The sequence below is a fragment of the Allosediminivita pacifica genome (assembly GCF_003054175.1).
GTDB classification, from domain to species: Bacteria; Pseudomonadota; Alphaproteobacteria; order Rhodobacterales; family Rhodobacteraceae; genus Allosediminivita; species Allosediminivita pacifica.
The window spans coordinates 130756-152095 of the sequence record NZ_QBKN01000003.1 but is presented as its reverse complement, the minus strand read 5'-3'; the positions used below and the strand labels follow the sequence as shown (position 1 = coordinate 152095).

The window sequence follows — 21340 nt, the reverse complement described above, 5'->3', positions numbered from 1 at the left end:
CGCCTGTCTCAATGCCTGTCAGTGCTGGGTCCAGCCCGAACCCGGGTGATTGGGCCGTTTGTCGTCCGAGACCTCGGTATAATCGCCCTCGATCACCTCGCCGGCGCCATGGCGGGCGCCCGGCGTGGGCCTGCGGGTATCGTGCGTGGGACGTTGCGGGCCGGCGTTTGTGCCCATCTCGAAGCGCTGAACCTTCACCTTGGTCTTGAGCCAGTGGAAAGCCGCGCTGCGGACACCGGGGACAAGGAGCGCAAAGCCGACGGCATCGGTAAAGAACCCCGGGGTCAGCAGGAGTGCGCCCGAGATCAGGATCATCGCCCCGTGGGCCAGCGGCTCGGAGGGATCGTCCAGCGTTTCGAAGGCGCGGCGCAGGTTGTTGATCGCCGCCCGACCCTCGGCCTTGACCATGTATGTGCCAAGCACCGCCGTCAGCACAACGATCGCCAGTGTCGGCCACAGCCCGATCAATCCGCCGACCTGGATGAACAGGGCGATCTCGATGAGCGGGACCAGAAGGAAGGCCAGAAACAGCCGCATGTCGAAACTCCTTTCGCCGCCGGGGTTGTGGACTCGTCCCGGTGCCTCCCCTACATAGGAAGGCAACGCAAAGAATGCCATGACACCCCCAAGACCGAGGTGCCGATGAACTCCCCCATCCTTCAACTGCTGGTTCTTGCTGGCATCGCCGTCTTCCTCATACTGCGCCTGCGCAGCGTGCTGGGGTCGCGCGAAGGCTTCGAGAAGCCGCCCGCGCCGAAGGGCCAGGGCCAGCCGGCCCCTGCCCGGCGCGACTTCGAGGTGATCGACGGGGGGCCCGATCACGATATCATCGATCACGTTCCCGAGAACTCCGAGTCCGCCAAGGCCCTGGCCGAGATGAAGCGGGTCGAACCCGCCTTCAGCGTATCCGAGTTCCTTTCGGGCGCACGTGGCGCCTACGAGTGGATCCTCATGGGCTTCGAACGCGGCGAGATGGAAGAGCTGCGCCCCTTCCTCGAAACCGACGTCTACGAGAGCTTCGCCGCCGTCGTCGAGCAGCGCGAGCAGCAGGGCCTGACCATCGAGGCCGAGTTCGTCGGCGTGCGCGAGATGTCGCTGAATGAGGCGACCTTCGATCCCGACACCCGCAAGGCTGAGCTTACGGTCCGGTTCGTCGGCGAGCTGACCTCGGTGGTCAAGAACGCCGAAGGCGAGGTGATCGAGGGCAGCGCCACCGCGGTGAAGCGCCAGAAAGACATCTGGACCTTCGCACGCGAGATGGGCAGTGACGACCCGAACTGGCTGCTCGTCGCAACGGACGAATGACGCGAACGCTCCTGGCAGCTTTCGCGATCATCTGCGGCATCTGGGGGACGGGCACTTTGGCCGAGGATGAGACGAGTTATTCGATCCTCGGTTTCGAGGATCTTGAGGACTGGGCCGCGGACGATCATGCCGCGGCCCTTTCGGTTTTTCGCGAGACCTGTGGAGACATGCGCGATCCCGACTGGGTCGCGCTTTGCCGTCTGGCCGCCGACACACGCGATGCGCGGCAGTTCTTCGAGCTGTTCTTCCGCCCCGTACTGATCCGGGAGCCGGAGACGGCGGCGCTTTTCACGGGCTACTTCGAGCCCGAGCTCGATGGCTCGCCGGTCGAGACCGAGACGTTCCGCTACCCGCTCTACCGGATGCCGACAGAGGCGCAGGAAAACCAGCCTTGGCTGACCCGTCGCGAGATCCTCGAGAGCGGCGTGATGAAAGATCGCGGCCTCGAGATCGCCTGGGTCGACGACCCGGTGGAGAAGTTCTTTCTCCAGGTGCAGGGGTCCGGCCGGATCCGGTTTCCCGACGGGCGGGTGATCCGCGTGGGCTACGGCGGTGCGAACGGGCACCTCTACCGCTCGATCGGTCAGGAGCTGGTGCGCCGCGGGGTCTACGAACCCCATCAGGTTTCGGCGCTGGTGATCGCAAACTGGGTGCGCCGCAATCCGGAAGATGGCATGGACCTGCTCATGCACAACGACAGCTATGTCTTCTTCCGCGAGGTGAGCGAAGTGCCTGCCGACCGCGGCCCGCTCGGCGCGATGAACCGCTCGATCACGCCGGAACGCACCATTGCCGTCGATCCCGCCTTCGTCCCTCTGGGCGCCCCCGTCTGGATCGAGAAGGAGGGCGAGGTGCCGATGCACCGCCTGATGGTCGCGCAGGACACGGGGTCGGCGATCAAGGGAGCGCAGCGCGCGGACATTTTCTTCGGAACCGGGGATACCGCCGGCCGCGAAGCCGGGCGGATCAAGGATGGCGGGCGCATGGTCGTGCTCATGCCCATTCAGCGCGCCTACGCCCTGCTGCCCGTCCAGTCGCAATGACCCGCAAGCGCCGTCTTCTCCCCGAGGAGCGCGAGCTCTGGGATCAGGTCGCGCGCAGCGCGGACCCCCTGCACCCGCAGAAGAAGCGCAAGCAGGCCGAAGGTGCCACGCCCTCGCCCGCCAAGGCGAAGCCGAAAGAGAATGGCGAGAGCCGCGAGCCGCTCTCGCCCTTCGACGTCGGAGAGTCGGCGCGTCGAAAGACCGAAACGCTGATCCCGCCCGAAACCAGCTCTGACCGGTTGCGGGGCCAGCCGGTGCGCATGGATTCCAAGGCCTTCACGCGGCTGAAGCGCGGCAAGCTTTCGCCGGAGGCACGGATCGACCTTCATGGTATGACGCTGGACCGGGCGCATGGCGCGCTGAATCGCTTCATCCTGCAATCCCAGGGGCGTGGTCTGCGGCTGGTGCTGGTGATCACCGGCAAGGGCGCGCGGGAGGATCCCTACGATCCGCTGCCACGGCCGCGCGGGGTGCTCAAGCGACAGGTGCCCATGTGGTTGCAGCAGCAGCCGCTTGCCCAGGCGGTGCTGCAGACGGCTCCGGCTCATATCCGCCACGGGGGCGATGGGGCGCTTTACGTCTACCTGCGCCGCGCGCGCTAGCCGATCGTGCCCGGCGGGAGCCGCTTGCGGGCCCAGGAAATGCCGACCGCGATAAGCAGGGAAGTTGCCGTAAAGTAGACCGCCACCCAGAGAAACTGGGTCTCGATGCCGACGCCCGCGTCGATCAGGATCCCCGTCAGACCCGGACCCAGCGCCGACCCGAAGACCATCAGCGCAATGGCCAGCGACTTGATCGCGCCAAGGTGCCCGGTTCCGTAGTATTCCGCCCAGAATGCCGGCGGCAGCGTGCCGTAGGCCCCTGCTCCGATGGCCATGAACGTCAGGCCGAGCATGGTGAGCGCGAGGCTCTCGGTGCTGCCGTAAAGCGCGAAGGCCACCGCCATCGGGGCCAGGGCCAGCGGCATCAGCCGCCCTGCCCCGAACCGGTCGATCGCCAGGCCCGTCAGGATCATCGAGACCATCGAAAGGCCCGTGTAGATCGGGAAAAGCGCCACAAGCTCCAGGTGACCCCAACCCTTCTGGGCGGCATATTCCACCTGCTGGAAGAAGAAGGCCGTCATGAAGGCGCTGGGGCCCATGATTGCGGGCGCCATGACCCAGAAAAGCCAGTGCCGCAGGACTTCGGGCCGCCGCCAGTGACGTCCGTCCATGCCGAGTGAGCTGTCCTCGGCGGCATGCGACTTCGGCTCGCGTTCCAGTCGCAGCAGGCGCCACAGGCCGGGGATTGCGACAAGGCAGACGATTGCCGCCAGCACCCATGGGACGTGCCATCCCGTGGCGGCCATCGTGGCCACGACGGTCAGCGGCAGGATCGCTTCGCCGGCTGCGACGCCAAGGCGCGCCGTGGCAAGCGCCCTGCCCCGGCTGGCCACGAACCAGCGCGACATCGACACCATGGCGATGTGGCCGGTCATGCCCTGCCCGCAGAACCGCAGCAGGAAGATGATGACCGGCAAAAGGATGACGGCGGGGTTCAGGGCCATGGTAAGGCAGGACCCGGCAAGGGCGACAAGCACGATTGCGCCAAGGGCCCGCGTGCGGAACCGGTCCGTCAGAGGCCCCGACCAGATCATCGCAAGCGCCGCCAGCGTGGTGCTGGCCGCGTATAGGGTGCCCCAGGCCCCGTGGCTTAGGTCGAAGGTGCTCCGGATTTCGCCGGCGAAGACGGAAATGAAGAAGGTCTGGCCAAAGCTGGACAGAAAGGTGAGGAGAACACCCGCGCCGAGAAAGGGCGCGTTTTCCACGAAGAAGCGAAGAGATCGCATGCTATCGCTATCACCTGCCATTCTGTCAGGTTCAAGCGCATTGTGGTCTGGCTCCTTCCGGAGGGAGGGGAAGACGCGCGATGATCCCGCCCTAGGCGTAGGTCCGACGATCAAAGGATGACCGACCATGTTTCTGCTGCTCTTCGTGATATTCCTCGCGGCCTGTTTGGCTGCGGGTTCGACCGGCGCGCTTTTCTCACCCGGTACTTGGTACGAGGGTCTGAACAAGCCGCGCTGGACGCCGCCCAACCGCGCGTTCCCGGTGGCCTGGGGCACGATCTACCTTTGCATTTCGGCGGCAGGTGCGATCGTCGCGCAGCACGACGGAAACGGGATTGCCATGGCGCTCTGGGCCCTTCAGATCGCGCTGAACGGGCTCTGGACTCCGGTGTTCTTCGGATTGAAGCGGATCACGGCAGGCCTGATGATCATCTTGGCGCTCTGGCTGACGCTGATTGCCTCGATCATTGCCATGTGGCAGGTCGCGCCGGCAGCGGGGCTATTGTTTTTACCGTACATATTGTGGATTAGCGTCGCCACAGCACTAAATACGGAAATTCGACGGCTCAACCCGAGCCGTGGGTCAAGCGAGGCCTAACCGAAAATTACGCCGGTATATCGCTCGAGGTAGATGCGCATCCAAGGTGTGAAGTCCGAGGGCGCTCTTCGGATCCATGCCTCGAGCGCGCCACGCAAGACCCAGCGCGTTTCCATTACCTCGGAGGGATCGGGTGCTATTTCGAGGTCGGCGGTCGCGTCGGCCACAAAGATGTCGACAACTTCGTGCTCGATCATGTCGTTTCCGACTTCGGCGCGGTATTCAACCGTCTTGCGAAAGTTGGGGGTGAGCCCGGTCACCCCGAGTTCCTCGCGCAGGCGCCTGGTGGCGCAATCCCGGGGCGCCTCGTTCCAGTCGGGATGGGTGCAGCAGGTGTTCGCCCAGAGCCCGGGCGTATGGTACTTGCCCATCGCCCTGCGCTGCAGGAGGACCTCCTCGCCGCGCAGCACGAAGACCGACACTGCCATGTGGCGAAGACCGAGCCGGTGCACTTCGAGCTTTTCGACCGGAACGAGCGTCTCTTCGACCCAGGCAGGGATGTGGATGGTCATAGCGGTCGCTACTCCCCGGAATGCCTTTCAACCGAGCCGGTCGGTCGGACCCCGACGGCTATTCCGCGTCGAAATCCTTGTTCAGCAGCCCGTACTTTCTAAGCTTCACATAGAGGGACTGGCGGGAAAGGCCAAGCATCTCGGCCGCGGCGACACGATTGTTGCGGGTCAAGGTGACTGCGGTCTCGATGCACATCTTCTCGATGACATCCGTGGTTTCAGAGACGATTTCCTTCAGCGACGCGGATCCCACAAGTTCCATCACGCTCCGGTTCGCGTCGTCGGTCCCCTGCGGGGAAGGGCTTCTCATGGTTTCCAAGCGGCTTGCATCGCGAAGCACAAAAGCGAGTCCGCCGTCGGCGCGGTCGTCAAGGCGGGTCGTCGATATCTCGACTGCGGTGCTGACCCCGAGATCGCTCGAGATACGGGTCGCGTAGATCCGCATGGGTCCCGCCTTGCAGGCATTGTCGATCAGAACGGAGAGATCGACTTGTCCGCGCGAGAGGTAGTCTGAGAGACTGCGACCCTTTACGTCCGCGAGAGTCACGGAATCCGTCAGGTCTAGGAACGCGTTGTTGCAGCTTGTGATCACGCCCGTCGGCGCGGTGAAGACGACGGCATCGGCCCCCTTGTCGTAAAGCCCCCTCAGCGACGGACCGAGTTCGTCGAGCTGTCGTTCGGGGTCATCTGTGGCGCGAATCCGGCAGATCGGGATCCTTTCGCCAGCCGCCCTCAAGATCCTTGGGACAATGTCGATCTTCTTGCGACTGCGCCGTGCACTGACCTCGACGCCGGAAGAGGTTTCGGAAAGGGCGGCGTTCACCAGACCCTCGATGAATTCCTCTTGGCGTCTGTCCCGGAACTGCTCCGCGAAGGGTGCCCCGATCAGGGACTCGCGGTCGGTTCCGAGAAGCGCTGCCGCAGGGTCGTTCAGATCCTTGATCCGACCCCGTCCGACCGAGACAAAGAGAATGGGATCGAGTGTCATGCGCATCAGCAGCCTGTAGCGCACGTCGAACTCGCGCCTGGCCTCGTAGCCTTGCTCGAGAGACATCTGGGCCTGCACGAGCTGCTGTTGCGCTTCTGCGACCGACCGTAGGTCGCGCCCGAGCATGAAGAACATCTCGTCGCTACCCGGAGCGTGAACCCTGTACCGGACCGGAAATTCGGGGGATCGCCCATCGGTGTGGTTGAGCTCGACCGGTCGGTCGGGCGGATCTCCGGAAAGGAACCGTTCAAGCACTGCTTGGAACTTCGGGATAGATTCGACCGTCAGCACGTCCTCGACCGGGCGGCCCTGCCAGCGGGACAGATCGCCGAAACCGGTATCGTCGGCGTCGGTGATCACGGAAAGGATCGTTCCGTCGCGCGAGACACTGAGTGCGATGTCGGATGCCGCAGCGATGAGCCCGGACAGGTCTTCCGCCCTTATGAAGGGCACGGAACCCTCATCCCATGAACTCGTACCTTCGCTGTTCATCCCTTATCGCACCACTGCCGGGCGTTTTGCCCGCTTGTCCTGCTCGTACATTTTCAGTGCCGCGCCGACTTCGTTCGTGACCAGATCCACACCGCTTCTTTCCTTCACGCGATCCGTCAGTCCGAGCACGATGCCCCCCAGCACCAGCGGCGGGGAATTGGGGAACCCAAGTTTGATCCGTTTAGCCTGCCCGGAGATCGTTTCAAGGTTTTCAACCCGCGAACAGGAGAAGAGAACGAGGTCATGTCGCTCTTCGCTCAGCGTGCGAAGCAGCATATCCTCGTCGGCGCCGAAGAGCATCCGCACCGAAACTCCTAGGCGGCGAAGTTGCGCTGCCGCGACATGGGTACCCAGCGTGTGGGAGTCGCCCTTCTGAAGCACCAGGAGCGCACTGACGTCGGTAGAATCACTTTCATCATCTGGCCACTGTCGTGACAGGCGGGTCACGAGCCCCTGTAGCCGCGCAGACGCGATGCTGACCTGCGCGAAGCTCAGCCGGTCCTCGACCCAGAGGACGCCGATCTCTCGCGCCACCTCTGGAATACAGAGATCCGTGATGTCTTCCGGCGCCATGCGGGCTTGCAGAAGCTCGCCCAACACGGCCTCGATATCGAAGCCTGTTGGCTCAAGCGCCTGCCGCATCAGTCTTTCTCGCATCGCCGCCGGCATCCGGCGGTCCTTGGTATCGGGGCGTAGGTTCAGAACCGAGATGACGTTTCTTGCCAAAGCGGCGACTTCGGGCCGATCTTGAGCTTCGGCGCCGCGTTCGAATGAACGATCTGTCGGCATCGGTTTTCCTAACTGGCCCGCTTGGCAAGCGTCTATCGTGTTGGCGGTGGACGCGCGGGCCGACCTAATAGTTAGAAATAGGCCGCACTTTGTCAAAGTGAATAGGGAAAAGCGGGGGATTGGGCGCCCTAACCTGCCCTGCGCCTGCTTCCGTCCGGGGGGAGCGTACATGGCGGGATGTCGCGCCCGCGCCGGGGGCTTTCCCCTTGTTGCCCCTGAACCTGCTGCGATAGCGTCGTCGTCGGGAGACGTGCTACGGGAGAAAGTCTGATGAAACTCAAGATTGCAACGGTCCTCGCCACGCTGGCACTGGTAGGCACCGCTCACGCCCAAGAGGTGAGCGGAGACGCCGAGGCCGGCGAACGGGCCTTCAATCAGTGCAAGTCCTGCCACAGCGTCGTTGACGACGAGGGCGAAACGATCGTTCGTGGGGGCCGTGTCGGCCCGAACCTTTACGGCGTCGTCGGGCGCGAGGCCGCCGCGGTCGAGGACTTCCGGTACTCCGATGCCATCACGGACGCCGCCGAAGCAGGCCTTGTCTGGAACGAAGAGGAATTCGCGTCCTACGTCATGGATCCGACGGCTTTCCTGCGGGACTACCTGGACGACGACGGTGCGCGCGGCCGGATGGCCTTCAAGCTGCGCAACGAGGACGATGCTCCCGACATCTGGGCCTACCTCGCGTCGGTCGGTCCCTCTGCGGAGTAATCCGGCCGGTTTACGGCCAGATGGGGCGTCCTTCGGAAACGGGGGCGCCCCTGTCCTTATCGCAGGGCGTACACGTTTCGCCCGAGGCCCACGGCGCTTCCGAGAAGCGTGAACACGTTCTGGACGCCCGTGATCGGCGAGGCTGTCGCAAGCACCGTATCGCCGGGTTGGATCGGGAAGCGGCCGGCCGCAAAAAGCCCGTCCGCGCTGGTCAGATCTACGGTGAAGACCACCGGGCCGGGTCCAGGCCCGTAGCCGGGCTTGCCGGCGTATTCGGCGCCCTGGTCGCGCAATATGAGAACACCGCCCGGGTCCGCGCTCCTGTCGTCGAGTCCGTTCATCAGCGCCAGCGCTTCAAGCGCTGTCAGGCGATCCTTGGTGAAGTGGATCAGGTCTTCGTTTCCGGATGCGCCGAGCGCGATGAAGCTGCGGTCATCCTCCTCGACCACGACCGCGTCACCGGGACGAAGCAGGGCATTGCGCGTCGCGCTCTCGAAAAGGCGGTCGGCCGAGATCTGGTAGGTTTCGCTTCCGCGGAGCAGGCGCACCTGCGGGTTGCGCATGCCGGGCGGAATGCCACCGGCGTCCGAGATCAGCCCGAGGATCCGGTAATTCTGCGAGGGCAGGGGGTAGCTTCCCGGCGATGCCAGGCCACTGACCGCCTCGACGGCGTTGTCGCGACCCTGTTCGAAGCTGAGTTGGACTTGCGCCGAGGGAACGATCGCCTCGAGCCGCTGCTGGACCTGTTCGCGTGCGCGATCGGGTGTGTCAGGCCGCTGACCTTCATCTTGCCGACGTAGGGCAGGAAGATCGATCCGTCGGGCGCGACCATCTCATCCGTGATGCGCGTGAATTTCTCGCCCGGATTGGTCAGGAGAGAATTTTCCTGGCTGTCCCAGATCACGAGATCAATGCTGTCACCGCTGCGGATCGTATTCGACGCAGGCCCGCTCTGGGCCTTGGGCCAGAGATAGTGACCGGTCTTGTCGGCGACGGGCCATTGCGCAAGGGCAGGGAGGTTGTCCCGCGTGACGGGCACCACTTCGAACGTGGGCGTTTCCGCTTTCGCCTCGTGCAGAACTTCCTGGCGCAGGGCCGCGCCGCGCGGCGTACTGCACGCCGAAACGAGCGAAAGTGCGATGCAAAGCACGATACCGGTGCGCACGACTCCGCTCTCCTTTCCGCAGAAATCCTCTCCTCTTCAGCCTTCTAGCTTTGATAACCCGGTCTGGATAGGCTTGAGTTCAATTGAATGGACAGCAAGGGCCAACAACGTGGCAACTGCACCGCAGGATGACGTGCTGCTACTTGGGGCAGGGGGCAAACTTGGCCGGATGGTTCGCGCGGCCTGGCCCGTCGTCTCTGACCGGCGGTTGGTTCCGGTGACACGCGGGACAGGGGACGGGACCTTGCGATGGGTTCCCGGCACGCCGCACGATGGCCTTCCAAGGGTGGGTGCGGTTGTGGCCTTCTGGGGTGTCACGGGCAGCGCGCCGGATGCGCTTGCCATGAACAGCTACCTTGCGGAACAGGCGCAGGCCCTCGCCATCGCGCTCGGCGCGGCGCGGGTCATCCATTGTTCTTCTGCCGCCGTCTACGCGCCTTCTGACACCCCTGTTTCCGAGGTCACTGACCCGGCGCCTTTCACGCCCTACGGTCAAGCAAAGCTTGCGATGGAGCGTCGTATTGCCGAGCTGGCGGACGATCATCTCCCGACGACGATCCTCCGGATCGGGAATGTCGCCGGGGCCGAAAGCCTCTTTGCGAACATGCGGCCGGGCGTTCGTGTGACGCTCGATCGCTTTCCTTCGGGGCGCGGCCCCTGGCGGAGCTACATCGGACCAACCGATCTTGCCCGCGTCACTGCCGCGATGCTCGAGGCCCCCGCAGCCGCCGCCGACCGCATCTTCAATGTCGGCGCACCGGCGCCGGTCTGCATGGACGAGATCGCCCGCGCGGCCCGGTGCTCTATCGACTGGCGTTCGGCCCCGGGCATCGCGACAGAGCGCCTGGTCCTCGATACCGCACGGCTTGGCGAAATCTGTCCGCTTTCAATCTCCTCTGCCGATCCGGCCTGGCTGGTCGAAGACGCACACACCGGGGAGATCTGGCCGTGACCGCAGGCAAGCGCGCCCTGGATCTCGTTGCGGCTCTGCTGCTGTCGGTCGCGCTGGCTCCCCTGATTGCAGCGATCGCGCTGACCATCCTGCTTCGTGACGGTCGCCCTGTCCTCTACATTTCCGAGCGCATGACCACGGGCCCCCGGCCATTCCAACTTTGGAAATTCCGCACCATGCGCCCGGATGCGTGGGACCGCGGTGTTTCCGGCGGTGACAAGACCGCGCGCATCACGGGCACCGGGCGTATCCTCAGGCGCTACCGTCTGGATGAATTGCCACAGCTCTGGAATGTGCTGCGCGGGGATCTGAGCTTCGTCGGTCCGCGTCCGCCCCTGCGCCGCTATGTCGAGATGGAGCCGGAACTCTATGCGCACGTCCTGAAATCCCGACCGGGGATCACGGGACTTGCCACCCTTGCCTTTCACAGAACCGAAGAACGCCTTCTGGCAGGATGCGGGACGGCCGAGCAGACCGAGGCCGTCTATTGCCGTCGCTGCGTTCCCCGCAAGGCGCGGCTAGACCTCATCTATCAGGAGCGTCGGACGATCTGCCTCGATCTTCGGCTCATGCTTGCGACGGTCCTGCGATCCGTTTCCCTGCGTGACCGGGCGCGGAAACCTCACATTTGAATCCTTAAGCCAGCGGTAAACCTGCGCGAGTACATCCTGTCGTTGGGTGAGAACAAAGGTGGTGGAAATGGCGTCTGACAGCAATGTCGCGCCAGTCATCATCAAGCGGAAAAAGGTCATAAATGGCGGCGGGCATCATGGTGGTGCCTGGAAGGTGGCGTATGCCGACTTCGTTACCGCGATGATGGCCTTCTTCCTCCTGATGTGGCTGTTGAATGCGACAACCGAAAAACAGCGTAAGGGCATCGCGGACTACTTTAGTCCGAATATTGTCATCAATCGAGTCTCCGGTGGCGGTGACGGTTCCTTCGGGGGCGATTCCGTCTTTTCCGAGAATACCTTGCCACGCGTGGGCACTGGTGCCACGAGCCTGAATCCGACCGAGCAATCTGCCGCGCGGGGATCGTTCAGCGACGGACCTGCCGAGAGCGAAGGCCAGACCGAGCAAGAGGACGAGGTCTTCGAGGCGGTCGAGGCGCTTCTCATGGGGCGCAGTGGCGAGAGCATGGTCGCCGACGAGCTGCTGGAGCACATCGTTACCCGCGTGACGGATGAGGGGCTTGTGGTCGAACTGTTCGAGACCGCCGAGGCACCGCTCTTCGACGGGGCGGAGCCGACCAACCGTCTGCGTGAACTCGCCCGGCTTATCGTGACGGCGTCTGCGGTGGTGACGAACCCGCTCGCGGTGGAGGGGCACACTGCCTCCTACCCGCTTGTCCTGAGAGAGAACCCGTCCTGGGATCTTTCCGGTGCGCGGGCGGACATGTTCCGCCGACTTCTTACCGAGACCGGCATGCCGGAACAGCGCATCAGCCGTACCACCGCACACGCAGACCGGGAGCCGGCACGTCCCAACCGGATGGACTTCCGCAACAACCGTCTGGAGGTGGTCTTCCTGCGCGATGTCTGAGCACCGGAAGAAGAGATCGAAGTCAACGCAATCTTAGATGTTAGCGGGGCATTAAGCCTGCGGCCTTATGAAGAAAGGCCAGGGAACTGCTCCGAGACACCAGAAAGGCGCGTCAATGTCGATCACCTCCTCGTTCAGTGCCGGTGTGGCTGGCCTGTCGGTCAACGCGACGCGGCTGGCGACCATCTCCGACAACATCGCCAACTCCAGCACCTACGGTTACAAGAGGGTCGAAGCCGATTTCCAGTCGATGGTCATCGGCGAAAGCGGCGGCACCTACAGTGCGGGGGGTGTGCGCGCCGACACGCAGCGTATCATCAGTCAGAATGGCACCGTGGTCGGCACAAGCAATGCCACGGACCTGGCCATCCGGGGCGACGGTTTCCTGCCCGTCGCCAGCACCGTCGAGGTGAAGGCAGGCATAGCCAATCCGCAGATGTTGTTGACCACGACCGGCTCCTTCCGGCCGGACGCAAACGGCTATCTCAACACCGAATCGGGCCTCACGCTGATGGGCTGGCCGGCCAACCCGGACGGGACGATCCCCGTTTTTCCGAGGGACAGTTCCACCGCGCTCGAGCCGGTGCAAATCAACACGACCTCCCTGACCGGCGAACCTACGTCCGAGGTCGGTCTCGGGATCAATCTTCCGGCGACCGATACCTATGCGGGCTCCGCGGGGGCTCCCTACGACGTCTCGGTCGAGTACTACGACAACCTTGGCGTCTCCGAGACGCTCGACACCACCTTCACCCCGACCGTTCCCGCCACGGGGCGGTCCAACGAATGGACGATGACGATTTCGGACTCGGCAACCCCCGCCGCCGGCAATCCCATCGGCGTTTATACCGTCACCTTTAACCAGGGCAGCGCGAATGGCGGCTCCATCCAGAGCGTAGCCCAGCCCGGTCCCGTGACCGGCGGTGCCTACAACAATACGACGGGTACCCTGATCGTGACGACGAACGGCGGCCCGATGGAGATCGATCTCGGGGCCCCGGGGACCAGCGATGGACTCACCCAGCTCGCAGACAGCTTCGCACCCCTGAATATCAGCAAGGACGGTACCCCCGTCGGCACCATGACGTCGGTCGAAGTGGACGAGCGGGGCTTCGTAAATGCGCTTTTTGACACGGGTGTCACCCGAACCATCTACCAGGTGCCCATCGCTTCCATGCCCAACCCGGATGGCATGAAGACCATGTCCGGACAGACATACATGACGACTTTCGATAGCGGCTCGTACTACCTTTGGGACGCGGGCACCGGACCCACGGGCGAAGTCATCGGCTTCGCGCGAGAGGGGTCGACCGCGGAGGTCGCCGCCGAGCTTACCAACATGATCCAGACCCAGCGCGCCTACTCGTCCAACGCCAAGGTCATCCAGACCGTCGACGAGATGCTGCAGGAAACCACGAACATCAAGCGATGACCCGGTACCCATGAGTGAGGAGTGTGGCGCATGTCCCTGACAGGAGCCCTCTACAACGCCTTCAGCGGTCTGACCGCAAACGCGCGCGGCGCAAGCCTGGTCGCGAGCAACATCTCCAACGCGACGACCGAGGGATATGGGCGTCGCTCACTCGAACTCACGCCCTCTTCCATCGGCACGTCCGGGGGGGTCGAGATCCATGGCGTGCTGCGCCGGAGCGACCCGGCGGTGATCGCGGATCGCCGCCAGGCTGATGCGCGACTGGGCAATTCCTCGACGCTGCAGACATTTGCCAGTGGGCTGGAGGATGCCGTGGGAAGCTCGGACGTACAAGGTTCGCTTCCCATGCGGATTGCCGCGTTCGAGAATGCCCTGATCGTGGCCGCAGCGAACCCGTCCTCGGCTCAACGTCTCGAATCCGTGGCGCATGCGGGTGCCAACCTTGCGCGCAAATTCAATGACGTTTCCGACGAGCTCCAGGCTGGGCGTCAGGCCGCGGACCGCAGCATCGGGCTGCAGGTGGACCGTCTGAATCAAACACTGACCCGTGTCGACGAACTCAACCAGGAAATCGTCCGCGCGAAAGCAAGAAAGGGCGACACGGCCGCGCTTCTTGACGAGCGCCAGAGGATCATCGACGGCGTCTCCGAGATGGTCCCGTTGCGCATGGTCGAGCGCGACAATGGCGAGGTTTCGCTTTTCACGAAGCGTGGAGCCATATTGCTGGATGGCGGCCTCAAGGCCGAGATTGGTTTTTCTGGGAGAAACGCGATCGGGCCGGAAATGACGCAGGCCGGCGGTCAGCTCTCGGGGATGACGATAAACGGCAAACCAATCGATACCAGCGGTGCCGGTGTCTTCGCCGGTGGCACGATTGCGGCACAGTTCGAGATACGTGACGAAATCGCGGTCACGCGGCAGGCCGAACTCGACGGTCTCGCACGCGAGCTGACAGAGCGACTCGGCCAGGGTGGGCCCGATGCCACGATAGGTGCTACTGCCGCTGGGCTATTCACCAATGCCGGGACGCCCTTCGCTGCGGCTGACGAGGTCGGGTTTGCGCAGACGATCGAACTGAACAGCCTTGTCGCACCAGGCAGCGGCGGAACTTGGCGACTTCGAGATGGGCTCTATGCGACGTCTCAGGGCGAGGTCGGCGATGCCGATCTGCTGAACGCCATCAGTGGCGCACTCTCCGAGGTGGCAGCCCCGGCCAGCGCCTCACTCGACCCCTCCGCGCGCAGCTACACCGATTTCGTCTCGAGCTTCGTCTCGGATGTAGCCGGGGCTAGGGTGCGTCGGGATTCCGAGCAGACCTACCAGGCGGCAAGCCAGCTGGCCCTGCGCGAGATGGAGTTGTCCATCGGTGTCGATACCGATCAGGAGCTCCAGCGTCTCATGGAGATCGAGCAGCATTATGCCGCAAACGCACAAGTCATGTCGGTCGTCGACGACCTCATGGAACGCCTGCTCAGTATTTAAGGGAGTCTTATCATGCAGCCGATTGGCGACATGGCACGCAGTCTTCTACTGCGCAGTGAACACACCCGTCTCAAGACTGAGATGGATACCCTCGCCACCGAGATCGCCACCGGTTTCGTCAAGGATCCTGCCGCGCATCTCAAGGGCGACGTGGCCGGGCTTCTGTCGATCGACATGTCAATCGAACGGCTTGAGACGTACCGGATCAACAACAACGAGGCCACGATCCTTTCGCAATCCATGCAGACCACCTTGGACCAGCTCCAATCTCGCAGCGATGAGCTTTCCAACGTCCTTCTGTCGTCGGAGCTGACTCCATCGCCAGCCTTTCTCGCCACCATGTCCAAGGATGCCGGCGAGGCACTCGAAAGTGTCGTAGGCGGTCTCAACCGCTCTGTGGCGGGTCGTTTTCTGTTCTCCGGTACGGCTACGGATCGCGCGCCTCTGGAGGATGCGGAGACCCTGCTCGATGACCTTCGCCCGCTGGTCAGCGGAGAAACCTCCGTGGCCGGAGTTCAGGCGCAGCTCGATGCCTGGTTCGACACGCCCGGTGGCGGTTTCGAGACCTCGACCTATCAGGGCGCCACGGAAAGTCTTTCACCTATCCCGCTCAGTGACAGTGAGAGCGCCGACATCGATATCAGGGCCGACAATCAGGCATTTCGTGACCTTATGAAGTCACTCGCAATGGCTGCACTTGCCGCGGATCCGAGTAGCGGCCTCAGCCCCGACGGGAAAGTCGAGGCCCTTCGCACTGCGGGACTGCAGGCCAGGTCGGCTCTCGAAACCGTGACCGAACTAAGGTCGGGTCTCGGCTCCCTCGAAGCTCGGATCGAGGAGACGGGGGCGCGAAACGAAAGCGAGCGTACCGCCACACAAATCGCCCGGCTCGACCTGGTTGGTACGGATCAATACGAGACCGCCTCGCGATACGAGAGTATCCGCGGACAGCTTGAAAGCCTTTACGCCATCACTGCCCGATCTCAGCGCCTTTCGCTGGCGGGGTACCTTTGATGAATTGGCGTTACCTGCTTGCCTGCGTGCTGGCCATTATTTCATTGGCGGCCGCGGTGCAGGCGCAGTCGGTGAGGATCAAGGACCTCGTCGAGGTCGATGGCGTGCGGTCCAACGACCTTGTGGGATACGGACTCGTTGTCGGTCTGAACGGGAGCGGCGATGGCCTCCGAAACGCTCCCTTCACCGAAGAAATCATGGCGAATATGCTGGAGCGGCTGGGTGTTAACGTGAACGGCGAGCAATTTCGCCCCAGGAACGTGGCCGCGGTCTTTGTGACGGGACGGCTGCCTCCCTTTGCGCGCGCCGGCAGTTCGATAGACGTGACGGTCTCGGCGATCGGCGATGCGACCAGTTTGCTTGGCGGAACGCTTATCATGACACCGCTCAATGCGGCCGACGGTCAGATCTACGCGGTGGCGCAGGGGACGGTGATCGCAGGCGGCGCTGAGGCCCAAGGCGAGGCCGCGCGCGTGATCCAGGGCGTGCCGACAGCCGGCGTTATTCCCGGCGGGGCCCGTATCGAGCGCGAGGTCGAGTTCGACTTCACGCAGATGACCAGTCTGAGGCTCGCTCTTCGAGAACCGGATTTTACCACGGCGGCGCGCATCGAAGAGGTAATCAACAGGTCGGTGGGCGGTACTGCGGCCGTGATGCTTGATGCAGGAACCGTGCGGCTCGATCTTCACAAGACAGGTGCTGGTTCCCCGGCCAGGGCCATCTACCGGATCGAGAACCTCGCGGTTGAACCGGAGCGCCGGGCCCGCGTCGTGGTCGACCAGCGCTCTGGAACGATTGTCATGGGCGAGGATGTCCGGATCTCAAGGGTCGCGGTGTCGCAGGGAAACCTGACGCTGCGCATCGAGGAGGCCCCTATCGCTGTTCAGCCGAACCCATTTGCCGAGGGCGAGACGGTGGTGGTCCCACGCACCCGTGCCGATATCGTCGAGGAGCCTGGCATCGGCTTGGCCGAGATACCAAATGGTACCTCGCTCTCAGAGGTCATCGCAGGGCTCAACGCGCTCGGTGTAAGCCCCCGCGTTGGGTCCCGGCATCATGCCGAGTGATCGACGCGTAGAAGGGCCTGTGCGCATAGATCAGGTCGCCGACGGCAAGATACTCGCAGGGAAAGGTGAAGCCCCAGAATGCGAGGTCGTTCATGAGCGGTCTGATCCTGCTGACTACCTCGGTCCGCAGGATCGAAATCTCCGAGAAGATCCCGTGAGCGGCGACGTGTTCTGCGAGATGGGAATAGTCGCCGCGCGTGATGGTCACGGTTTCCGGCTGTTGATAGAACTGTCCGAGGTCCCGCCGATCGTGAAGATCCACCAGGGACCAAGGCGCATAAAGTGCCGCCGCCTGCGGGTGCTCCTCAAGGAGATCGATTGCGGCGACCACCCCCGATGGAACGAGCCTGTCGTCATCGGCGAGATAGAGTGCATAGTCCCCTTCGGCCATCCTGGTCACGTGCTGCACGTTCGCGACGGCGCCGATATTGGTTTCGTGCCGCACGTGTCTCAGGGGAAGAAGCGATGCGAACTCTTCCAACACGGACTGGGTCTCGTCCTCAGAGGCGTTGTCGGCAACCACGACCTCGGTCGCGAAGGGCAGTCGATCCAGATCCTGGACGAGTTGCAGGAGCAACGACCGCAAGAGCGGCGCACGGTTGTAAGTCGGAATGCAGATGCTGAGCTTCGGACGTGTCATCCGCCGGCTCCGGCCGCGTGGGGGATCTCCGCGGCGCCATGGGCGAGGGGGCGCGGTTCGGGAAGCGTGGTCATCAGTTCCGTACCGTGCTCCTTCTCGAGCCAGCGCAGCGCGGGCGCGATTTCGTCCACGAGGTTCCAAGGCAGGATCAGCAGCTTGTCGGGCGGATCGCCTCGCAGGACCTCCGGCCCGACCACCGGCACGTGGCAGCCGGGCAGAAAGCGTCCCTGCTTGAAAGGCGCGCCATCGCAGACATAGGCGATCTGACGGGCGTCGGTGCGGGCGTAGTTCAGCAAGGTGGTGCCCTTGGCCGCGGCCCCGTAGGCCGCGACCCGTTGATTGTGTCGTTCGCAGTCCGCAAGAAAGTTCCGAAGTGCCGCGGCCGCTTTATCTGCGCGGGCCTGCAGGTCTTCGAAATAGGCGGGTTCGGTAATGCCGCACGCCTCTTCGTGCTGGAGAGCCTGCGCGACGGACGAAGCCATCTTCTGCGCAGCCGCCTTGTGACAGGCCCAGATCCTCAGGCTTCCCCCGTGGGTCGGAAGCTCTTCCACGTCGAAGACCCGAAGCCCCGCCGCCCCAAGGATCCGCGAGACGGTGCCGAGCGAGAGGTAGGAGTAGTGTTCGTGATAGACGGTGTCGAACTGCCCTTCCTCGACCAGCCTCAGCAGATGCGGAAACTCGAGCGAGATCGCGCCTTCCGGCGCCAGCAGGGTCGCGAGACCTTCCGCGAAATCGTTGATGTCTGGCACATGGGCCAGGACGTTGTTGCCGATCAACAGGTCCGCGGCACGGTCCTGTCGCAGTTCGCTGGCCAGCGTTTTGCCGAAGAAGGCTTGCCGCACCGGAACGTCCCAGGCCCGCGCGGCCTCGGCGGTGCTCGCCGTCGGCTCGATGCCGAGACAGGAAATCCCGGCGCGCACGAAATTGCGCAGCAGGTACCCGTCGTTGGATGCGATCTCGACCACGTGGCTGTCCTTGTCGAGTCCCAGGCGCTCCGTCGCGGCACGACAGAAGCGTGCCGCGTGGCCCAGCCAGTGTTCCGACGCTGAGGAAAAGTAGACGTAGTCCGATCCGAATATGTCTTCGGGAGCCGCGAAATCGCGGGTCTGAACCAACCCGCAACCGGTGCAGAGAAACAGCTGAAGAGGATACCAGGTCTCGGGTTCGGCAAGCGCCGCCTGCGTGAGGTAGGCGTTTGATGGCGGGGCATGACCCAGGTCCAGGATCTTCTTATAGAGCGGGGCACGGCAGTGGCGGCAGGTCATGTCGGACATTCGGCAAGGCTCGCAAGATTGGGAAGTTGCGCATCGCGTTCGGAGAGGTTCCGGACGGGCAGGGGCCAGGGGATGGAAAGGTCGGGATCGGCGTGGTGCAGCCCACCCTGACGGTCGGGCGCAAAGGCCTGGCTGTGGCTGTAGTGAAGAAGCGTCCCGTCCCTCAGGGCCTGAAAGCCGTGGGCAAGTCCCGCCGGAAGAAAGACCGAGTCGCGGCGCTCGGCGGAAAGCTCGACAGCACGCCACTGACCGAAGGTCGGCGAATGGCGCCTGAGATCGACCAGGACGTCGAAGACAGCCCCCTCAAGGCAGCAGACAAGCTTGTCCTCGGCCGCAGCGCCGGTCTGGTAGTGCAGCCCCCGGACCGTGCCGCGCTCGCGCGTGAACGAGGCGTTGGTCTGGACCCAGTCCGTGCCGATCCCGTGGCGTGCAAAGCTCTGGCGGCAGGTCAGCCGCGAGAAGCTGCCGCGCGCGTCGGTGAACGGCTCAGGCAGGACGTGGAAGGCCCCGGGTATGTCGAGCGGCAGGATCTGCATCATGCCGCCTCAAAGAGCGCGATCTGCGCTTCGGTCACGGCGCGGGCCGATGCGCCCTCGCAGACCCCGCGATACCATTGCATGGTCTGCTCGACGCTCTGCGCAAAGCCCCACTTTGGGCGCCAGCCGAGGCTCCTGCGGACAAGATCCGTCGAAAGGGCGAGACGCGCGGCTTCTCTCTGCCGGGGGGGCGCGGCGACGGGGGAGGGCGGTGACCCATGATCCTGCGGCCAGCACCTCTCGGCCTCGCTGACCAGTTCGGCCACGGTCCTTTCGTCTTCCGGGTCCGGCCCGAAGTTGAGCGCAGCGGGAAGCGCCTCCCCCTTCTCGAGGCTCTCGGCCATCGAAATGTACCCGTTGAGCGGGTCGAGCACATGCTGCCAGGGGCGAACCGCCTCGGGGTGCCGCAGTTCGAGCGGGCGACCGGCGAGGCGCGCACGCACGAGGTCCGGCAGGATCCGGTCCGGTGCCCAGTCGCCACCGCCGATCACGTTGCCCGCGCGCGCGACACCCAGCCTGATTCCGGCCTCGTCGAGGAAAGAGGCGCGATGGCTTTGCAGAAGGATTTCGCAGGCGGCCTTGCTGGCGGAATAGGGATCGTGGCCGCCCAGCCGGTCGCTTTCGCGAAAGGCGCCCGCCTCGGGCGCGCCGGCGTAGACCTTGTCTGTGGTGGTCACGACGAGTGTCAGCGGACGATCAAGGGCCCGCAGCGCCTCCAGAAGATGCAGCGTTCCCATGACATTTGTGGCCCAGCTTTCCTGCGGGTCCGCGTAGGAGCGGAGCACGAGCGGCTGCGCTGCGAGGTGGAAGACAACCTCCGGATCGGCGCGCTTCACCTCTTCGCGCAAGTGCGACGGGTCGCGCAGGTCGCATGTGACCGAGGTCACCAGTTCCTGCAGAAGAGCGGTCTCGAAGAGAGAGCCTGCCTCGGCCGGAAGGGAGATTCCGTGAACGGTTGCGCCGCGATGCAGGAGCAGCATGGAAAGCCACGCCCCCTTGAAGCCGGTGTGCCCGGTCACGAGTACCCGGCGCCCCTGCCAGGCCGCGCTCACGCCCAGACCTTCCAGGGGGCGTTGCCCTCGCTCCAGAGCCGTTCGAGAAAGACCTTGTCGCGCAGCGTGTCCATCGCCGCCCAGAAGCCTTCGTGCTTGTAGACCGAGAGCTGGTCCTCGCGGGACAGGCGTTCGAGAGGTTCCTTTTCCCAGATCGTGCCTGGATCGTTGATCCGGCTCAGCACAGAGGGTTCGCAGACGAAAAAACCACCGCTGACCCAGTGGCCATCGCCGGGCGGCTTCTCGAAGAACCGTCGGGCCCGCGCGCCTTCTATCTCTATGGCGCCGAAACGTCCGCTCGGCTGCACAGCGGTCACCGTGGCCTCTGTGCCCTCGCGGCGGTGAAATTCGATCAGACCGGCCACGTCGATATTTGCCACGCCGTCCCCGTAGGTCAGGCAGAATGTCTCGGTCAGGTGTTCTTTCGCCAGGGCCAGCCGACCGCCGGTCTGGGTCTCTTCGCCCGTGTCTAGAAGCGTCACGCGCCAGGGTTCGGCGCCGTTTTGCAGGATCTCCATCCCGCCCGATGTCATGTCGACGGTGATGTCCGCGTTGTGCAGGAAGTAGTTCGCGAAATACTCCTTGATCATGTAGCCCTTGTAGCCGCAGCAGATGACGAAGTCGGTCATGCCCTGCGCGCCGAAGATCTTCATGATGTGCCACAGGATCGGCTTTCCGCCGATCTCGATCATCGGTTTCGGCCGAAGGTGTGATTCTTCGCTGATGCGGGTGCCGAGGCCCCCCGCGAGGATGACGACTTTCATCTTGGCCCCTCAGAAGCGCCGGGTTCTCCGGCTGTCCGGACCTTGGGGGGATCGGGGTAAAATTGCGGTAAACCGAATCCCGGTTTTGCCCTTTGCGAGATTCGCCCCGCGTTATCCGCGTCTTAACCCTCCGACCGCTATCACCGCGCTTATCGCC

24 protein-coding genes are annotated in these 21340 nt (G+C 64.0%); 12 read left to right on the top strand and 12 right to left on the bottom strand.

From position 1 onward, the window contains the following. Positions 1 to 18 precede the first annotated feature (18 nt). Positions 19 to 537 carry an FxsA family protein gene (locus C8N44_RS03525; protein ID WP_107974784.1) on the bottom strand — a complete coding sequence of 173 codons (519 nt, stop codon included), beginning with the start codon at positions 535 to 537 and terminating at the stop codon, positions 19 to 21. 105 nt (positions 538 to 642) lie between these two features. On the opposite strand from C8N44_RS03525, the gene C8N44_RS03520 reads away from it, so the two are divergent. From C8N44_RS03520 to C8N44_RS03510, 3 genes are read left to right on the top strand one after another with little or no spacing between them, the layout of a single operon-like run. Further along, entirely contained in the window at positions 643 to 1305 is a 663-nt protein-coding gene (locus C8N44_RS03520; RefSeq protein ID WP_107974783.1) for a Tim44/TimA family putative adaptor protein, read from the top strand. Then, positions 1302 to 2348, top strand: coding sequence for a murein transglycosylase A (gene mltA, locus C8N44_RS03515; RefSeq protein ID WP_107974782.1), 1047 nt, complete (start codon positions 1302 to 1304; stop codon positions 2346 to 2348). The genes C8N44_RS03520 and mltA overlap by 4 nt, the downstream gene beginning before the upstream one ends. After that, positions 2345 to 2950, top strand: coding sequence for a Smr/MutS family protein (locus C8N44_RS03510; protein WP_107974781.1), 606 nt, complete (start codon positions 2345 to 2347; stop codon positions 2948 to 2950). The genes mltA and C8N44_RS03510 overlap by 4 nt, the downstream gene beginning before the upstream one ends. Here C8N44_RS03510 and C8N44_RS03505 read toward each other — a convergent pair. Next, positions 2947 to 4176, bottom strand: coding sequence for an MFS transporter (locus C8N44_RS03505; RefSeq protein WP_107974862.1), 1230 nt, complete (start codon positions 4174 to 4176; stop codon positions 2947 to 2949). The genes C8N44_RS03510 and C8N44_RS03505 overlap by 4 nt on opposite strands. A gap of 127 nt (positions 4177 to 4303) precedes the next feature. Here C8N44_RS03505 and tspO point away from each other — a divergent pair, with 127 nt between their 5' ends. Beyond that, positions 4304 to 4774: a tryptophan-rich sensory protein TspO gene (gene tspO, locus C8N44_RS03500; RefSeq protein ID WP_107974780.1), complete on the top strand. Its 471-nt coding sequence runs from the start codon at positions 4304 to 4306 to the stop codon at positions 4772 to 4774. On the opposite strand, the gene idi is transcribed toward tspO, so the two are convergent. From idi to C8N44_RS03485, 3 genes are read right to left on the bottom strand one after another with little or no spacing between them, the layout of a single operon-like run. Continuing rightward, positions 4771 to 5286: an isopentenyl-diphosphate delta-isomerase gene (gene idi, locus C8N44_RS03495; RefSeq protein WP_107974779.1), complete on the bottom strand. Its 516-nt coding sequence runs from the start codon at positions 5284 to 5286 to the stop codon at positions 4771 to 4773. The genes tspO and idi overlap by 4 nt on opposite strands. A 58-nt stretch (positions 5287 to 5344) precedes the next feature. Continuing rightward, positions 5345 to 6727: a transcriptional regulator PpsR gene (ppsR, locus tag C8N44_RS03490; protein WP_244640973.1), complete on the bottom strand. Its 1383-nt coding sequence runs from the start codon at positions 6725 to 6727 to the stop codon at positions 5345 to 5347. A 42-nt stretch (positions 6728 to 6769) separates the two neighbouring features. Beyond that, positions 6770 to 7555: a cobalamin B12-binding domain-containing protein gene (locus tag C8N44_RS03485; protein WP_146178799.1), complete on the bottom strand. Its 786-nt coding sequence runs from the start codon at positions 7553 to 7555 to the stop codon at positions 6770 to 6772. 270 nt (positions 7556 to 7825) lie between these two features. On the opposite strand from C8N44_RS03485, the gene C8N44_RS03480 reads away from it, so the two are divergent. Further along, complete coding sequence (locus C8N44_RS03480; protein ID WP_107974776.1) at positions 7826 to 8263, top strand: c-type cytochrome; 438 nt, start codon at positions 7826 to 7828, stop codon at positions 8261 to 8263. 56 nt (positions 8264 to 8319) lie between these two features. Here the strand turns inward: C8N44_RS03480 and C8N44_RS23765 are convergent, their stop codons facing one another. Together C8N44_RS23765 and C8N44_RS23760 are read right to left on the bottom strand one after the other, a co-directional pair. Continuing rightward, positions 8320 to 8856: a polysaccharide biosynthesis/export family protein gene (locus C8N44_RS23765; protein ID WP_373282684.1), complete on the bottom strand. Its 537-nt coding sequence runs from the start codon at positions 8854 to 8856 to the stop codon at positions 8320 to 8322. Further along, the gene (locus C8N44_RS23760) at positions 8856 to 9428 is read right to left on the bottom strand and encodes a polysaccharide biosynthesis/export family protein (protein ID WP_244640971.1); all 573 of its coding nucleotides are present in this window, start codon (positions 9426 to 9428) and stop codon (positions 8856 to 8858) included. Before C8N44_RS23760 ends, C8N44_RS23765 begins: the two co-directional genes overlap by 1 nt. A gap of 244 nt (positions 9429 to 9672) precedes the next feature. On the opposite strand from C8N44_RS23760, the gene C8N44_RS03470 reads away from it, so the two are divergent. From C8N44_RS03470 to C8N44_RS03440, 7 genes are all read left to right on the top strand, one after another. Beyond that, on the top strand, positions 9673 to 10380 hold the full coding sequence (locus C8N44_RS03470; protein WP_308421202.1) for an NAD-dependent epimerase/dehydratase family protein: 708 nt from the start codon (positions 9673 to 9675) through the stop codon (positions 10378 to 10380). Then, complete coding sequence (locus C8N44_RS03465; RefSeq protein WP_107974774.1) at positions 10377 to 11012, top strand: sugar transferase; 636 nt, start codon at positions 10377 to 10379, stop codon at positions 11010 to 11012. Before C8N44_RS03470 ends, C8N44_RS03465 begins: the two co-directional genes overlap by 4 nt. Positions 11013 to 11079: 67 nt before the next feature. Next, positions 11080 to 11922 (top strand): flagellar motor protein MotB, encoded by an 843-nt coding sequence (locus C8N44_RS03460; protein WP_107974773.1) that lies wholly within the window; start codon positions 11080 to 11082, stop codon positions 11920 to 11922. 115 nt (positions 11923 to 12037) lie between these two features. After that, positions 12038 to 13354: a flagellar hook protein FlgE gene (locus C8N44_RS03455; protein ID WP_107974772.1), complete on the top strand. Its 1317-nt coding sequence runs from the start codon at positions 12038 to 12040 to the stop codon at positions 13352 to 13354. 30 nt (positions 13355 to 13384) lie between these two features. Continuing rightward, the gene (flgK, locus tag C8N44_RS03450; RefSeq protein ID WP_107974771.1) at positions 13385 to 14836 is read left to right on the top strand and encodes a flagellar hook-associated protein FlgK; all 1452 of its coding nucleotides are present in this window, start codon (positions 13385 to 13387) and stop codon (positions 14834 to 14836) included. 12 nt (positions 14837 to 14848) lie between these two features. Beyond that, positions 14849 to 15850 carry a flagellin gene (locus tag C8N44_RS03445; protein ID WP_107974770.1) on the top strand — a complete coding sequence of 334 codons (1002 nt, stop codon included), beginning with the start codon at positions 14849 to 14851 and terminating at the stop codon, positions 15848 to 15850. After that, on the top strand, positions 15850 to 16917 hold the full coding sequence (locus tag C8N44_RS03440; protein WP_107974769.1) for a flagellar basal body P-ring protein FlgI: 1068 nt from the start codon (positions 15850 to 15852) through the stop codon (positions 16915 to 16917). The genes C8N44_RS03445 and C8N44_RS03440 overlap by 1 nt, the downstream gene beginning before the upstream one ends. Here C8N44_RS03440 and C8N44_RS03435 read toward each other — a convergent pair. From C8N44_RS03435 to rfbF, 5 genes are read right to left on the bottom strand one after another with little or no spacing between them, the layout of a single operon-like run. Continuing rightward, positions 16865 to 17557, bottom strand: coding sequence for a glycosyltransferase family 2 protein (locus tag C8N44_RS03435; RefSeq protein WP_107974768.1), 693 nt, complete (start codon positions 17555 to 17557; stop codon positions 16865 to 16867). The two genes, C8N44_RS03440 and C8N44_RS03435, sit on opposite strands and share 53 nt — an antisense overlap. After that, entirely contained in the window at positions 17554 to 18831 is a 1278-nt protein-coding gene (locus C8N44_RS03430) for a class I SAM-dependent methyltransferase (RefSeq protein ID WP_244640970.1), read from the bottom strand. The genes C8N44_RS03435 and C8N44_RS03430 overlap by 4 nt, the downstream gene beginning before the upstream one ends. After that, the gene (rfbC, locus tag C8N44_RS03425; RefSeq protein WP_244640969.1) at positions 18819 to 19370 is read right to left on the bottom strand and encodes a dTDP-4-dehydrorhamnose 3,5-epimerase; all 552 of its coding nucleotides are present in this window, start codon (positions 19368 to 19370) and stop codon (positions 18819 to 18821) included. Before rfbC ends, C8N44_RS03430 begins: the two co-directional genes overlap by 13 nt. Further along, entirely contained in the window at positions 19367 to 20419 is a 1053-nt protein-coding gene (gene rfbG, locus C8N44_RS23630; RefSeq protein ID WP_210204142.1) for a CDP-glucose 4,6-dehydratase, read from the bottom strand. Before rfbG ends, rfbC begins: the two co-directional genes overlap by 4 nt. After that, on the bottom strand, positions 20416 to 21183 hold the full coding sequence (gene rfbF, locus C8N44_RS23625; protein WP_210204141.1) for a glucose-1-phosphate cytidylyltransferase: 768 nt from the start codon (positions 21181 to 21183) through the stop codon (positions 20416 to 20418). Before rfbF ends, rfbG begins: the two co-directional genes overlap by 4 nt. Between the last annotated feature and the right edge of the window lie 157 nt (positions 21184 to 21340).